This is a genomic window from Corallococcus macrosporus DSM 14697, assembly GCF_002305895.1.
Taxonomy (GTDB): Bacteria; Myxococcota; Myxococcia; order Myxococcales; family Myxococcaceae; genus Myxococcus; species Myxococcus macrosporus.
The window spans coordinates 7,932,991-7,948,590 of record NZ_CP022203.1; the positions used below are offsets into that span (position 1 = coordinate 7,932,991).

The 15,600-nt window shown below is 63.0% G+C and carries 5 protein-coding genes; 4 read left to right on the forward strand and 1 reads right to left on the reverse strand.

All coding sequences use genetic code 11. From position 1 onward, the window contains the following. Positions 1-148: 148 nt before the first annotated feature. Positions 149-9,550, reverse strand: coding sequence for an RHS repeat-associated core domain-containing protein (locus tag MYMAC_RS32135; RefSeq protein WP_239989146.1), 9,402 nt, complete (start codon positions 9,548-9,550; stop codon positions 149-151). 999 nt (positions 9,551-10,549) lie between these two features. Between MYMAC_RS32135 and MYMAC_RS32145 the strand changes: the two genes are divergently transcribed. Genes MYMAC_RS32145 through MYMAC_RS32160 form a run of 4 tightly spaced genes read left to right on the forward strand, consistent with a single transcriptional unit; the run spans position 10,550 to position 15,598 of the window. Further along, positions 10,550-11,242 (forward strand): RNA polymerase sigma factor, encoded by a 693-nt coding sequence (locus MYMAC_RS32145; protein ID WP_013937677.1) that lies wholly within the window; start codon positions 10,550-10,552, stop codon positions 11,240-11,242. Next, positions 11,239-11,997 carry a hypothetical protein gene (locus MYMAC_RS32150; RefSeq protein ID WP_204817090.1) on the forward strand — a complete coding sequence of 253 codons (759 nt, stop codon included), beginning with the start codon at positions 11,239-11,241 and terminating at the stop codon, positions 11,995-11,997. The genes MYMAC_RS32145 and MYMAC_RS32150 overlap by 4 nt, the downstream gene beginning before the upstream one ends. Continuing rightward, the gene (locus tag MYMAC_RS32155) at positions 11,994-13,724 is read left to right on the forward strand and encodes a caspase family protein (RefSeq protein WP_095960824.1); all 1,731 of its coding nucleotides are present in this window, start codon (positions 11,994-11,996) and stop codon (positions 13,722-13,724) included. Before MYMAC_RS32150 ends, MYMAC_RS32155 begins: the two co-directional genes overlap by 4 nt. An 11-nt stretch (positions 13,725-13,735) precedes the next feature. Next, complete coding sequence (locus MYMAC_RS32160; protein ID WP_239989147.1) at positions 13,736-15,598, forward strand: protein phosphatase 1 regulatory subunit 42; 1,863 nt, start codon at positions 13,736-13,738, stop codon at positions 15,596-15,598. Positions 15,599-15,600 lie beyond the last annotated feature (2 nt).

The window sequence follows — 15,600 nt, forward strand, 5'->3', positions numbered from 1 at the left end:
CCTTCGGGTGTTCGCACGGGCGTCAGCTTGAAAGCGACGGAGAAAATGTCGCCAACGCGAATGGCTCCCCGGTGAATTCGCCCGGCGGCACAGACACTACCAGCGTGGGGAATAACTATCTCAACGCCAAACTCAAAGTACCTGCTCGTCATGGACCTTTCACCTTCTTCGTTGCCTCCCGGACGAATGCCCGAACTTGATCCGCCGTAAGTTGCGGAGCGTTCCTTAGTGCATCACTTAGCGCCGCTTTGTCCGGCACCCGTCCCGGAACTTCCGCTCCTAGTCCGCGCAAGAGAGCCCGTGCCTCCTCGACTGTGAGCGTGACCCCTGCCCGCCGCGCAAAGTCCAACGGGGCGACATTAACTGCGACCTCCTTTTCAAGTGCCGCCAGATAGTTGCCTGCGGAAATCTCAATTCCGGCCAAATCGGCAGGAGACGCGACATGCACAACCCCCTTTCCAAAGTTGGAGCTTTCGGTAGCAAAAATGGTAGCGACAGCAGGATCTGTTGAAGCTGGCGTGATTCCGATGCGCTGCAACGCATCATTACCTGCATACCCTTCCGAAGTTCCACGGAACAGGAACGTTCCTGAGGACTTCCCCAATAGGGGACTCGCAGCAACAGGCGCATACCCACCTGCAGGAGCCATCACGCTCCCACCATTGATCGTCTCTGCTGCCCCCTGCTGGAAGCCACTAGCCACTCCAGCAGCAACGTCATCCGCCGTGCCGACCCCAAGAGTCTTGAAGGGGTTTGAAGACGCTAGGAGGGCCCTTCCGGACTGTGTTGTCGCCACGCGGGCAACCAGCTTTGTGCCTGCCGCCCCAACCGCCTCCACCGCCTCCTTTATAAGCGGCACCTTCGCAAGAGCCGGTGCAACCTTGCCGGCAATGGGCCCCAGAACTGCTCCATAGGCTGCGCCGCTCTTCTGCTGTGAGGCGAACTCCGACCAACTCTCGCGCTCCCCCATGAAAGTCAGGGCATTGAACCCCGCTCCAGCGAGGGCGCCTGATCCCATCGTCGCGGCCAAACCACCGCTTGCGATGGTGAGGTCAATCGAAGCACCAATCTCCATGCCACCGATGATGTTCTGTCCCCAGAGGGAGAGATAGTCAGTCGTATCTCTGATTCGGCCATTGACGAGGTCCTTGCCCATCCCAAGGCCCATCTGGGCTGCGCCCCAGAAGAACCCCCCAACCGCACCGACAGCCGTCGCCGAGTGCCCATCCTCGTCGTAGTAGGCGAGCGGATTCCCATGCGCATACACATACCGGTGCAAGCTCGGAGCATCGTCCAGTTGGCCACCGTACGAGTCCCGTGAGATAAACCGCCCCAAGTCGCCGTCGTAGTAGCGGGCCCTCGCATAAGTCAATCCCGTCTCCACGTCGTACTGGTGCCCCGTGAACCCCAACTTGAAGTCACTGACGCCTGGGGCCGAACCACCACGGTAGTTCCCCCACGCATCATACTCTCGTGCAGAGGTAACCTGACCAGTCGCGGACAGAGCATCTGTCACGCTTCCAAGTGCATCTATTCCCAAGAAACTGAGGGCAGCCGATGCCACGTCGCTTACGGCAAGCGGACCTTCGCCATAGTGATAACGACGCTGCGTAGGCTGGTGGCTTTGGCTACCATCTGCTTCCTGCAGGACAAAGACGCCATCAAGCACATACCCCACATGCTCTGAGGTCGTCCGCCTTTCCGTCCGCTGGAGATTGGCATCGTAGTCGTAACGACCAACCTCCACACCGTTGTCATAAACCGCCGTCAGCGTGTTGCGAATATCCCAGGCGAAGACGCGGGTAGAGCCCTGCGCCGTCTTCCCCACAATATTCCCTGCGAGATCATAGCTCAGCGAAACGTGTTTCGAAATATCCTTGAAATCACGAATATTTCGAAGCCAATCCACGCGATTAAAAATACCGACAACATCATACGTAACTTCGTGGGCCAGAACCGTATTGTATGAATCGGGACCGAGCCCCGGGACAGCAAGACTCGGCGCACGCCGCTCACCTGTTCTATTCCCCACAGCATCCCACCGATAGAGCGAAGCCTGTCCATCTGGGGATTTAACGCCGGTGAGACGGTTCAGAACATCATATCCATACTCGGTAAACTCCGGGCTCCCAAGCTCCTGAGTCGAAGGGCTCGTGCGCACCGCGGTCTGAACCAGGCGGTTCCCATTATCATCATACACATACGCATGACGACTGACCATACCTCCGATACTCTGGCACGAATCATTCACGCCTCCTCTGCCGACAACAATCTGCGAGAGGCGCCCTGCTGCGTCGTAGCAACGGCCTTCAAATATTCCATTGGGCCATGTAACCCCCTTCAGGAGCGAATCGGGCCAGTATCGATACTCCACGACGCCTTCAGGTAACGTCGCTTGCGTAAGCCGTCCCAAAGCATCGTACATGTACGTAGTCGCGACACCGTCCGAGTCTTCGACTCGCGTACGGCTCCCCAATGCATCGTACCTGTATGAGACTTGCTTCCCGTCATACTCACGCAAACGCGTCTTCAGCCGGTCGAGCGCGTCGAACGTAGAGGTAACAACCTCCAGGCGGACACCATTGGCGGTCTGCTTTGACTGTGACTCGCCGGTCAGATTCCCATTTGGATCATAAGTAAGGACCTCAGAATCAACAGAAGGGAATTCACGCGGGGTCGCATGTTGCGAGTACGTGCGGCTTGCCAACCGGTCAAGGAGACCATGGGAGAACTCGACTCGTTGCCCCTTCGGATCTACACGGGAGGCTTCGTTCCGGTTGCCATCGTACGCATGGCGCCAGGTCAAAGTCCCCGTGTTACTGGTGGGCGTCGCACCACTCTCGAATAGCGGGACACTCGACCGCTGCGCCGAAGTCAGCCGTGAGTGAGCATCGAGATGCTGGTGCTCAACTGAACGCAAGTTTCGGGCGTCGTACTCATACGTCGTGAGATTTCCGTTCGCATCCTGCTTCGCCACCATATTACGGGCGGCATCGTAGACGTACGTGTAGAGCCCATTCGCGGCATCCGTAACGGATACGAGTTTGCCTTCCTCCTCGTACGCGTATCTCGTTACGTGCGTCCCCCCACAGGCATTCGCCTCCAACTGGGACAATGACATTCCGCTTGCAGCACCGTGCGCAAGCGCAGACTGTCCTAGTGGTTGCTTGGTACAAACCTTATTACCAACGGCATCGTACGCCCAGGCCGTAACCTGATTCAGTGCATTCTCTTCACGAACACGCCGGCCCAAATCATCATAGGTGTAGCGGAGATCAAATGCGCTTCCTGTGACTCGTGGCCCCTTTGTCTGCGTCAACTGACCGGCAGCATCATACTGGAACGTCGTCTTCGCGGAGGCGAGTGTGCCAGCAGCCAAAACCTCTTCAATGAGGCGTCCGGCTCCATCGTAGAGTCGTTCGGTCGCATGACCATTCGCATCAACGAATCGAATGGGATGTCCCGCCGCATCATACTCCCAGGACTCCTCCGCAACGTCTGCATCCTGCCCTCGGACGCTGCGGGTCTTCCGCCCCAGCCCGTCATGGAGCAATACGGTGGGGACTCCGCGCCTGTTCAAGTGGGTCTGCTCGCGGGCTGCATCCTCGTACTCCCAGGTCTGCGAGTACGTCGACGCACTGCTGGTCGAGGTAAAATCCGACTGACTCAGGACTCGCCCAGCACCATCAAACGAGAAGCGAGTAATGTACCCCTTCGCATCTTCAGTCTGACGCTTATGAAGAGCGTCAAACCTGGATTTCGTCACATACCCAAGTGCATCGACGCGGCGAACCTCTCGGCCAAGGCCATCCCGGTAGATCGTTGTGAGGTTCCCACGTGCATCCAACACTTCCTCTCGCGTCAGCGCGTCTACATCCCGGGCATCAATATACGCACGCTGTCCCACGACAAGGGCTTGTCCTCCCTGGGACAAACTTTCCACCAACACCTCATTACGAGGTCGGCCCAGTGCATCGTAGGTGAACCGTCTCGTGATTCCGCGACCGTCCACAGACTGGATGGGGTTTCCTTCGCCATCGTAAGCCTTGCTTGAGGAAACACCCATGGGGTGATGCACCGCCACCTGCCGTCCTAACGCATCGTGCACCGTTTCAGTGCGTCGCGCCAGCGCATCGACTCGGGCAGCCACCCGACTGAATGCGTCATACTCCACGGTACTTGTCAGAGCGAGAGCAGGCCCAATGCGCGCATCATCTGGTTGGCGGGGCAGCGGGCCGGTCGGCGCGTCCTCGACCACCTTGAAAACACGCCCCAAGCCGTCCAAATGGCTCGCTTGGAGCAGCCCCCGAGCGTTCTGGGTCCATGTAACGTGCGCAACGTCATCATGGACGGTTTGCGTTGTGTAAACAACGTTGCCTGTTTCCGTCGCGGCACTCTCTGTGGTCGACAGTGTTCGGCCAAGGCCATCATATGTCGTGCTCAGCATCCGCTGCAGCACACCTCCGGCCTCCCAACGTACCTCTGTGACGTTACCTCTCCCGTCATAGCTACGACGTTCCACCCGACCGAGCGAGTCCGTCAGGGCAACGGCTCGTCCAAGCAAGTCGTACGCAGTGGTGCTCGCGTGCCCATTCCCATCCACGTGGCGAACCTTCCGCCCGGCCAAATCGTACCTAGACTCCTGAATGTAACGCAGCGGCAGGGCAGTATCGGACACCCCCGGCACCTCGGGGCTATGCTCTTCCACGACTCGGTACAACGAGTCCAATCGATATGTCCGGTCAAACCCAGACAAATCCAAATGCCAGACCTTGTTACCGGCAGCGTCATACCTGGTTGTCGAGAGGACGTAGCTCTTCCCCACCTCATCAGGGCTTCCCCCCTGTGAAATGAAGCGGGGACCGTCCGCCACCGAGACCGTCACCTCCACGGGCCGATCCGCGAAATCGTAGGCTGTGGTGGTAAGTACGCCGCGGCGGTCAATGACCGTCGTGCGATTACCCGCCTCGTCATAGCCGTAACGGGTCTCCAATGGAGCGGCGAGTCCACCTCCTGACTCTACGATGCGCGCCAATCGTCCAGCGGCGTCCAGGTAGTAGTCTCTGACGAAATCCACTCCCTGCTCTTCACGCTTGAGCTGCCCGCCCGCGTAATACTGCACCGTCCGCGACACCCCTGGCTCCCCAAAGTTCCACTGGTCCTCCTGCGTCAGCCGGTCCAGCGCGTCCCACTGTAGAGTCCGATGCCGGCCAAGACCATCCTGCTCAACTTCCAGTCGCCCCCGTTCATCGAAGGTGGACTGCACGGTGATGACAGACGTATCGCCCACCTGCAGTGTCCTTGAGCGCAACTGCCCGTACCGGTCATATTCCGTTACCTGCTCCTCATGACCGTCCGCGCCGACGGTCGCGGCCAAATCTCCTGGCAGAGCATTCGTCGGGCACTCAGCGCCCTCAATCCCGCAATAACGCCAACTCAACACAACGTCCTGCGGCGACGTCGCCAAGGATGCCACCACCTCGTCGCAAGGCGCAGTCGAAGTCAGCGCCGGACGAGACACCCGGTTCGCGTAGCGGCGCGTCTCAAGCAACCGCCCTGTCCCCGCAGGAACAACCTGTTCAGGAGAATCCCCCATCGAGTCGATTCTGGAGACGGTTGCAAAACCTTCCGCATCCACATGACATACCTGAACGTTGAATCCCGGGTCGTATCCCCATTTCTCCACAACCTCTTCGACGGGCAGGCCCTGAGCGTCCACAACCTGGAGCGTAGGGGCGATAAGCCCAGCCCCCGGCAGCACCGTGCCCTCGATACGACGTTCAATCAAATTTCCAAGCTCATCATAGACAAAGTGCGTCACTCGCCCGCGCTCATCTGCTTCTGTTTCACGGGCCCGGTGAGTTGCGCTCCATAGCGCACTAGACGTCGCAAAGACGCCAGTGGTCAACGGACGCACCGTCTCAACAACGGCCCCTGTCGCATTCATCCGGTAGCTTGACGCAGGCACACCTGGCCGAGGCCCATGGACCGTCGTAGTGTAGGTTGTCAGAGCTTCCCCGAGAATCGTGCGCGGCTCTGGCGCGATACTATACGTGAACGTGGTGATCCCCTCTCGAACAGGCGACGTTTCGAGAACCTCGATCACCTCCTTCACTCTCTCGTCTTTATTCATCAGCAGCAGGTAATCGTCCTCACCCGCCACCACATCCGTGCTGCTGTAATACGCATATCGAGTTACCTCGCCATCGGGTCCCGTATGTTGAGACATACGACTCCGGCCTGCCTCGGAAGTGCCCTGCTCGTAGGCAAAGGACTCAGTCCGAACAGGAGTTTCCTCAGAACAGGTACCGTCGTAGCGAGAAACGGACGCCAATCTGCCTTGCTCATTATAATCGTACCGGACGCAGGTCTGTAGAAACTCCACCTCATTGGCATCTGCCGTTCGAGAATGATGCAACCCCACACTGACGACTCTCTCTCGCCCTGCTATTCGCTGATACCCTAGCCAGAGAGACCGCCCGCTCGCCAGATCGAATACCCGCGACAGTGTCCCCTCTCCAGAGAAGTTGTTGTAATCCAACCTCAGCGAGTGCCCAGTCGGAGCAACCACCGACGTAAGCCGATACTGCTCGGCGAAGCTGAATGGGTCCCTCAGGCCGTAGTGATACTCCACCCCGCTCTTCGCCCTGAAAACATACTTTCGATCGGATCCGGAGCCCTCCGCACGGAACGTTCCGTGGTATCCCGGTTGCGGAGTACACCCCGTGCCGTCACCGGTGCATCTGAATGCCTGTGCGCCACCCTCTCCACTGGTGACGAGGAAACGGAAGTTTCCAAGAGGCCTAACGACCCCATTATAGGCATGCGTCCAACCCAGCCCCAACACACCGTCTTCTGATTCACCGCTGGCATAGGTACGCGACCATGTCAGCCCCAGGCCGCGACTTGGAGACTCCAGATCCACGGCCTGCTTCACCAAATGACCATCCACCAAGCTGACCCCCTTGATGAACGTATGGCCCACAGGCAGCCGCCCTTCTGACATAACCGAGGTCTTGAGTGGCACTTCACGGGTCACTGTCCGACCATTGGCATTCGCAGGAGTAAATGAGATACCAATAGTTTCAACGCCCGCAGTCCCCGGTGAAAGGTCCACCACCGCGTATCCATTCCACTCCACCACGATGGGCAATCCGCTGATCGGGGTGACTTGCGTGACGGCATTACTAGCGTTGACCTGCACAGCGGATCTGGAGATCTCTTCCCCGCCGCGCAACACGCGCAGTACTCCATCAGAATTGACAAGCGCAACAAGCTGGGCGGAATAAGCCACAGGCACCTGGGCATCCTCAGGTGGAGGCTGCCCCGGAACAGGATTCCGCGCAGAAACAAAATCCCACGCTGGCAACACCCAACGCGCGACCAGCGGGAGGCCCCTCAACTCAAGCTCTGGTTCTGGAACAGTGACCCAGAACTCCTTGACGGCCTGAAGCACCTTTGTGGCGGAAGTTGGGCCATAATCCTTCGCGTACAGTTCGAACCGAACACTCCCGCCCCGAGTAGAGGAGTTTAGGCTCAATAGGTGACGAATGCTGGCGGTTGCTTGAATTTCCGCATCACCATCCGAGTCAAGAGGCAGTTGCTCAAATCCCATTACAATGGCGTCGCCAGGTTCGTTTGGCTGAACCATCATTCGAACATAGAGCTTGTCCGAGCTGCTGTTGTTTACTGTAAATCCCAACGCTTGGTCGGACGCATCCGCATCCCCCTCAGAAGCTACGATTCTGCCATCCGGAAGTCTCTTCACAAGGTGTAAGGAAGGAACGACAGAACGACTGGGGGCAAACATCTGCCGATGACAGTAAACAGGAGTGACACGCCCATCCTCATACACACGGCAACTTACAAGGTAATTCTGATACGATTCAGGATTCGCCGCCGAAGGCGTCACCAAAGCCTTTACGCGATGAACAACAGATAGCGCATCATCAAGGGGCTCAACTCCTACCAAAACGGGCTCTTCCACATAGTCATCCAGCAGATTTTGACTGATTCCACCTGGTCCATAACCCGCATACGTCTCAATCCGGACCTCGGCAACCAGCAACCCCGGCTCATTGCCATTCAGCGGACTCCAACCGGTGGCGCCTTGTGCCCAGTGTAGAATCTGAATCTTTGAGACCCGCGAAGAGCGCGTCCCATAGACAGTAGCAAACGGATCATAAGGCGGAGCACGCAAAACATATCTATTCGTAGACGCGGTTGCACTCACGTCAAAGTCTCGAGTGAGCCCCCCCAATGCAGCCGTAACTCGATAAGTCCCCGATGTTGGTCCAGGAATATAGCTCACACTCTGAAACCCAGAGGTCAGCGACCAGCCAGTTATTGTCATCAACTGGAGCGGACTCGAATAATCGAGGACTTGGGGAGTGTCGACCATGCCAGACGTAAAGAACCGTCCTGTCGGGTTCAACTGCGTCCAAACCACGGGCTGATTTGCCAGGTTATTTCCATACTGGTCTACGACCCGAACATTCAGGCTCCCCATCATCTGCAAGCCAGGCTCGGTCGGCGTAGTATCAAAACTTGGACGAAGGTCCGCAGGGACATCCGGTAATCCAATCAGTACGAATGGCTGAATCAGCCCAAACACCTGAGTTCCGTTTGATGTCTCCGCTGTCACTAAATTGTAGCCCAGGTGCTGGGCAGCGTGCGTGCCCATCCTTTGAACAGGTGACCTCGCGATATTCGTATCGGGAACCACCCGCACCGACGCGTGCCCGTTATCGTCTGTAACTGCCTGCAACTCACTCTGGGTTCCCCCCGGGCCGGACTGTGGCAGAAACGTCAACTGAGCATTCCCCGCGCGCTTGAACGTTACAGTCGCACCGACAACAGGGTCGCCAGAGAGAGTCGACACTCGCACTGACACCGGCAAAGCGAGCGGCTGACCGACCACGCCTTCCTGCAGGTCAGTTGCCACAACTTTTTCGATTCGAGCAACTTGCGTCACATCGTCTACCGCAAACCCAGCGTCCCAACTCGAAACCTTCGATTGCAACCGAGTGATGCTCTCGTGCGGTGAAGCACCCCAAGCCAGTTGCCATGCCCGTGAGTAGCTACCGCCAGAAAGTGATTCAATTGCCTTCAATTGAAGCGCAATTGCCTCCAAAATTTCGTCTTTGTAGGCCTGGGATGAGTCCCCCAGGAAAGCGCCTGCGCTTACTTGCTCCATGACATTCCGGAGAGCGGCGTGGGCGCGCTCCAGGGCGAGTGTTTCTGTCGCATCAGGCCATGGCGCATGTAGAAAACGCTGCCACCAAGACGGCCGAGCGCCAAGAACTGCATGGGCCTTCGCCAGGCTCTCTACCAAGCGAACCTGGTCCGCATCCCGTCTTGACTCCCACTCGGCGCGTGCTGCCTCAAAAGCCGCTGTCCAGTCCTCAGCCAGGTTTTCTTCCAACAAAGGAGGTTGGCGGCACATCGAGTCAGCCGACAGCCCCGCTTCGAGCTGCTGCTCGGGCAGCCATTTCCAAACGCCCCCATCCGCACGTGCCACCAGCGACCCTAACAGCGCTAGCAGCAACATCCCCGTCTGACCTGACCGCATCGCACGCCCCAAGGCTCGCATTGACATCTCCCCTTGCGGAGTTCACTACCTGCCCACTCTGACAACTGTCAATTCCTGGACCATCATGGTTTCGTCACGACGCCTACGTCCCTACCTGGGTCAGCAGCGCATCAACGACAGGGCATGCCGGTCAGCTGGGTCAGAACCCCATCGAGAGAGGGGGCTGACCGATGCTGCAGTAAGAAGGTCGGCAACACAGACAGTGCGTCAGAAACCAATACCAGTGTGAGTCCTGCCCCCCCACCTGGGTCCCGAAACAACCCACTTGAGACCTTGCTGGCCACCCGAATGAGCCCGCCCCATGTCGCCCCCCCCTCACGCTGTACCGCCCAGTCGGCCTCAAGGAGGCGGAGCTCATCCTCGACAGTGGCTGCGCGGCCTTCCCGCCCCGGCTCCCAGACCAGCCCATCTTCTACCCGGTGATGAACGCCGAGTACGCACGGCAGATTGCCCGGGACTGGAACACGCCGGACGCGGGCTCCGGATACGCGGGATTCGTCACGGCCTTCGACGTGGACGCGGCCCCATCTACTTCACGGAGGCCTGGTACGGCCCGGAGTACCGCGGCCCTGACACTGCACTGGGTCCACTGGAGCGCCAGCTCCTGGCCCTGTACCCCAAGGACCGTGACGCCCTGCCCCCGCTCCGGGCCAACACCGCCGACTGTCTCTTCAACGCCGCCTGGTGGTCCGCCACCCCACCGTCAGCCCAGGGACTGGGCCCGTCCAACCACCGGGCCCTGCTCGACCGCCTCCGCCAATCCTGGGTAGCCCTGCACCCTACATGGCCCCTTCCGGCGCCGGGTGGGAATCCTCGAACGGGCCCACAATGAAAATGCGCCCCATGCGTTATTAGGCGCGACCCATTTTGCGACCCCGCTCCGTATCCCATTTTGAAGGGATGACGGACGGCCGGGCATTGGGCTCGAGCCGGCTCGCGATGAGGGACGGAGCTACCGTGCTGCCTGGAAACGACCGGTCCGTCTTGGAGGCTTTCCGCCGGGGGGAGACGTCCGTCCTCACGCAGGTGTACCGGACCTATTCGCCCGAGGTGCTCCGCTACCTCTCGCGAAAGTTCGCGGTGGGCGCGGAGGGGGGGACGCGCACCGTCGCGTTGTCCGCGCTGGACCTGGACGCCGCGCATCAAGAGACCTTCGTCCGGGCCTTCCGGCCCAACATGCGGCAGGCCTATGACGGGGTTCGCCCCTACCTGGGCTTCCTCCTCACGGTGGCGCGCTCCACGGCCATCGACCTCATGCGCGCGTCGGGACGCGTGTCCCGCGAGGCCGTCCCCATGGACGACGCGCCCGAGCTGACGCACCTGCCCACCGAGGCCAGGACGCCCGAGGAAGAAGCCCTCAGCGCCGAGGTGCGCGACCTGGTCCGCGCCTTCCTCGACACACTCACGGACGAAGGCCGCGCCCTGGCGCAGCTCCGCTTCGTCGAAGGGCTCTCGCAGGAATCCGCCGCCCTGCAGCTCCAGCTCACCCGAGGCGAGGTCCGGGTGCGCGAGCGGCGGCTGCGGACGCAGTTCACGGAGCATCTGAAGGAATCGGGCTGGCTGGACGCATCGGCCGAGCCCGGGCGGATGGAGCTGGGAGTCCTCCTGGCCTCGCTCGCCTTGTGCGCAATCGGGAGCATGCCCTCATGAGGTGGTACGAGAGACATATCGACGCCAGCCTGACCCGGTGGTCGTTGGGGGACCTGTCCTCCCACCAGGCCGCCCGCCTGCTGCGCCACGCCCACGACTGCCGCCGCTGCGGCCCCCGCTACGAGCGCTGGGCCCAGGCCCACCGCGCCCTCGAAGGCAATGACCTCCACGCCCCGTCCTCCGTGGAGCTCAAAGCCTTGTCAGACGGAGGCCTGGAGGCCGCCCTCGCCGCCGCCGCGCCAGAGCAGACGCTCTCCCGGTGGCCCTCCCTGGCCCTCCTCGGCGGCGCGCTGGCCGCGGTCTTCCTCGCCGTCGTGCTCGTCCCCTCCGCCTCGAACACGCTCGGAGAGTTCACCTCCCGCGGCGAAGGCACCACGCCCCCCAGCGTCGCCCTGCGCATCTTCTGCGCCACCCCCGGCCAGGCTCTGCGGGAGCTGCACGCCGGAGACGCCTGCCGCGCCGGCGCCATGCTCGCCTTCGCCGCCGGGGGCAAGGCGCCCTTCACCCACGTCGCGGTCCAGGTCCGCGGCGCCAAGAAGGCGGAGGTGACGGCCGGTCCCTTCGCCCTGTCTGGAAGCCTGGGCAAGGAAGCCCCCCTCGAGCTGACCGTGGCCATGCCCGAGACGGCCGGCACCGTCGAAGTCGTCGCCGTCTTCGCGGGCAGCCCGGCCGAGTCCCTGGCGACCCTGCGCGGCGAGCCCACCGAGGGCACGGTGGTGCTCAGGCAGTCAGTGAGGGTAGAGGAAGGGCCATGAAAAAGCTGGGAGTGCTCCTCGGCGCCGCGGCACTGCTGCTGGCCCGTGGTGCCTCGGCCGAAGCCGTGGTCCGCCGTGCCCTGGTCATTGCCCATAACGGGAGCGACGACCCGTCGCTCCCGTCGCTGCGTTTCGCGGACGATGACGGCGTGCTGTGGGCGGAGACGCTTCAGCGCCTGGGCGTGGAGACGACGCTGCTGGTGGACCCGGACGAAGCGACGCGCGCCACGGCCCGGCCGGTGCTCGCGGGCGCCCGGCCCCCAACCCCCGACGAGGTGAAGCGCGAGGTGGCCCGCCTCCGCGCGGCCAACCTCGTTGACCATGAATTGGGACGACAGACAGACGTGCTGCTCGTCTACGTGGGCCACGGAAACACAGACGAAGCAGGGCGCGCGTACTTCACGCTCGACGGGGGACGGCTCGACAAGGCCAGCCTCTACGCGGACGTGGTGGACCCGCTCGGCGCCAGCTACGTCCACCTCATCGTGGACGCGTGCCGCGCCTCCGGCGTCGTGGGAAGCCGCGGCGGCCAGACGGACGCGGCGGTGCTCGCGGAGCTGCGCGGCATGCTCGCCCGCGAGCAGCTCGCCACCCGGCCCACGGTGGGCGCCGTGTTCGCGGAGAGCGACGACGGCGAGACGCACGAGTGGTCCCGCATCCGCGCCGGCGTCTTCAGCCACGTGGCCCGCTCTGGCCTCATGGGCGCCGCGGACATCAACGGCGACGGCCAGGTGGAGTACAGCGAGCTGGGCGCCTTCGTCACCGCGTCGCTCCAGGGCGTGAAGGGCCTCCCCGCGCGCCTGTCCCTCCACGCCTTCGCACCCACCCGCGAGCCCCGGCGTCCGCTGGTGGGCCCCGCGCCGAAGGGGCCCAGCCTCCCGCTGCCCTCGGGCCTCGAGCACTCGCGCATCTCCGTGGAGGACTCGGACGGACGGCGCCTGGCCGACGTGCGCCGCTCCGAGGACCAGTACGTGCTGCTGCGCCTCCCCGAGCGCGACGTGTATTGGATTCGCACGCCCACGCAGGAGGCCCGCATCACCCTGGCCGAGCTGTCCACCGGCGTCATCGACCTGGGCGACCGCGAGCTCCAGGAGCGCGGCCCCGCCGAGGAGGCCCTGCGCAAGGGCTTGTTCGCGGTGCCGCTCGACAAGGCCTTCTACGAAAGCTACGTGGCGGCAACGGGGCTCGCGCACGTGGGCGTATCCCAGGCCTTCCCGCCGGGCGCGGGCGGCGCCTTCCCGCGCTTCATGACGCGGCGGCCCCACGCAATGGAAGGCTGGGACCTGGGCTGGACGGGACAGCAGGCCCCGCTCGGGATGGACACGCTGGCCACCGGCCCCACGGTGACGTGGCGGCGCGAGGCGCCCCTGCCGTCGCTCTACTACGGCGCGCGCGCCAGCTATGGCCTGACGCCGCTGGCCACCGACGGCATCCGCACGCACCGGGGCGCGCTGCTGGGACTCCTGGGCGCGCAGGCTCCGAAGCGCCTGCGCGTGCCGCTGTTCCTGGAGGCGGGCGCGGGCTGGGGCTTCCTGGGCATCACCCGCGGACAGGTGCGCATGGGCGACCCCACCGTGTTCTCCACGTACACGGCGGCGGGGGTGACGGGAAGTCTGGCGGGTGTGCGGCTGCGGCTGGCGGCCACGTTCACCTACGACCGCGTCACCCTCGACAACAGCAATCACTGGGACCGCGCCTTCGGCTTCGAGCTGGCGCTGCGACGCTGAGGGACCTGTTCATGAGACGCATGTGGATGGCGGTGCTCGTGCTCGCCACGGGGTGTGACGGCATCGACCTGGAGCAGCTCGTCCGGCAGCACCCGCCGCTCACCCGGCTGGACCCCGAGCCCGCGGGCGCCAACTGCGTCCATGGGGGCCACTTCGTCCGCACCGGCCTGGACCGGAATGACAACGGCGCGCTCGACGACGACGAGGTGACACGCGCCGAGTACGCGTGTGTCACCTCCATCCCCGGCGTGCTGGTGCGCGTGCAGGACGAGCCCGCGGGCGCGAACTGCACCGAGGGCGGCAAGGTGTACCGCGCGGGCCAGGACACCAATGGCAACGGCGAGCTGGACGACAGCGAGGTCAGCCGCCAGGTCTACGGCTGCGCCAGCTCCGGGGCCGTGGTCACCCGCGTGCGCCCCCGGGAGCCGTTCATCTTCCCCTGCGGCGAACAGGGCGCCGTCGTGGAGGCGGGCCAGGACCAGGACGGCGACGGCGTGCTGGATGACGCAGAGGTCCGGGCCACGGCCAACCTCTGCGTCCTCCCCTCCGAGGTCCTGCTGCGCCAGTCACCCGCGCCCGCGGGCGCCGCGTGCCCCACGCCCAGCACCCAGGTGGACGTGGGCACCGACGCGGACGCGGACGGCGTGTTCGAGGGCGAAGAGGTGATGTCCTCCATGTTCGTGTGCCAGCCCCTGCACACGCTGGACGGCAACTACCACGTGCGCAACGCGGTGGACCTGGTGGCGCTGGAGGGCATCTCCCGCATTCGCGGCAACCTCCTCTTCGCCGCCGGGACCGCCACGGAGGCCGTCCTCCCGGACCTGATGCTGGTCGAAGGCGCGCTGGAGGTCATCGAGACGTCGCTCGAACGCCTGGAGCTGCCCTCGCTGCGCCTCGTGAGAGGGCCGCTGCTGGTCTCCCAGAACGCCGCATTGAGCACGCTGTCCCTGGGCAACGGCAGCCACGCCCCGCTCTGGGTCCGGGGAGATTTCAGCCTGGTCTCCAATCCCTTGCTCTCCACGCTCGCGGGGGTCAGCGCGGTCTCCCCGGCGAACAGCCTCTTCCTGAAGGACAACGACGCCCTCGACGGGGGGTACTTCACCTATGTCGCCGGGCACCCCGGCGACATCACCGTGGAAGACAACGCGGCGCTCTCCACCCTCCCCTTCCGGCACCTCGAGTGGCTGGGCGGCTCCCTGACAATCCGTGGGAACTCCGCCCTGGGCTCCCTGAGCGGGACGGTGCTGCAGACGGTCGTCGGGGACCTGGTCATCGAAGACAACGCGGCCCTCTCCGGGTTGTGGGGTATGCCGGCGCTGACGTCCATTGGCGGCGCGCTCAGCGTGAGTGACAACGGCAACCTGCGCTCGGTGGAGGGAATGGACGCGCTCACCCAGGTGGGGACGCTCGAAGTCAACCGGAACGCGGTGTTGGAGGCGGCGGGGGCCTTCCCCAAGCTGGAGCGCGTCACCTCCGGCATGCATTTTCGTGGCAACGCCCTGCTGAAGGACCTGTGGGGGCTGGAGCGGGTGCGGAACACCGGCGTCCTGTACATCGGCGAGAACCCGCGGCTCTCCCGGCTGATGGGCTTGGACCGGCTGCGCACGCTGACCACCCTGACCGTGGAGAACAACGCGAGCCTCACCGACCTGTCGGACCTCGTCCTCCTCCACTCGGTGGAGGACCTGATGGTGCTCTCCAACGAGAACCTGCAGCGCCTGGACCTGAACGCCCTGGAGGACGTCGGCCGCTACTTCGTCGTCACGGAGAACCCCCGGCTGCCCACCTGTCTGGCCGTGTCGCTCGCCACGCGCGTGGGGCCGGGCGAAACGCCGGAGATTCGTGGCAATGACAGCTCGGCCGTCTGCGAGTGACC

Coding starts and splice junctions, on each gene's coding strand:
- MYMAC_RS32135 (WP_239989146.1), bottom strand. CDS start 9,550: ATGTTGCTGCTAGCGCTGTTAGGGTCGCTGGTGGCACGTGCGGATGGG.
- MYMAC_RS32150 (WP_204817090.1), top strand. CDS start 11,239: ATGAGGTGGTACGAGAGACATATCGACGCCAGCCTGACCCGGTGGTCG.
- MYMAC_RS32155 (WP_095960824.1), top strand. CDS start 11,994: ATGAAAAAGCTGGGAGTGCTCCTCGGCGCCGCGGCACTGCTGCTGGCC.
- MYMAC_RS32160 (WP_239989147.1), top strand. CDS start 13,736: ATGAGACGCATGTGGATGGCGGTGCTCGTGCTCGCCACGGGGTGTGAC.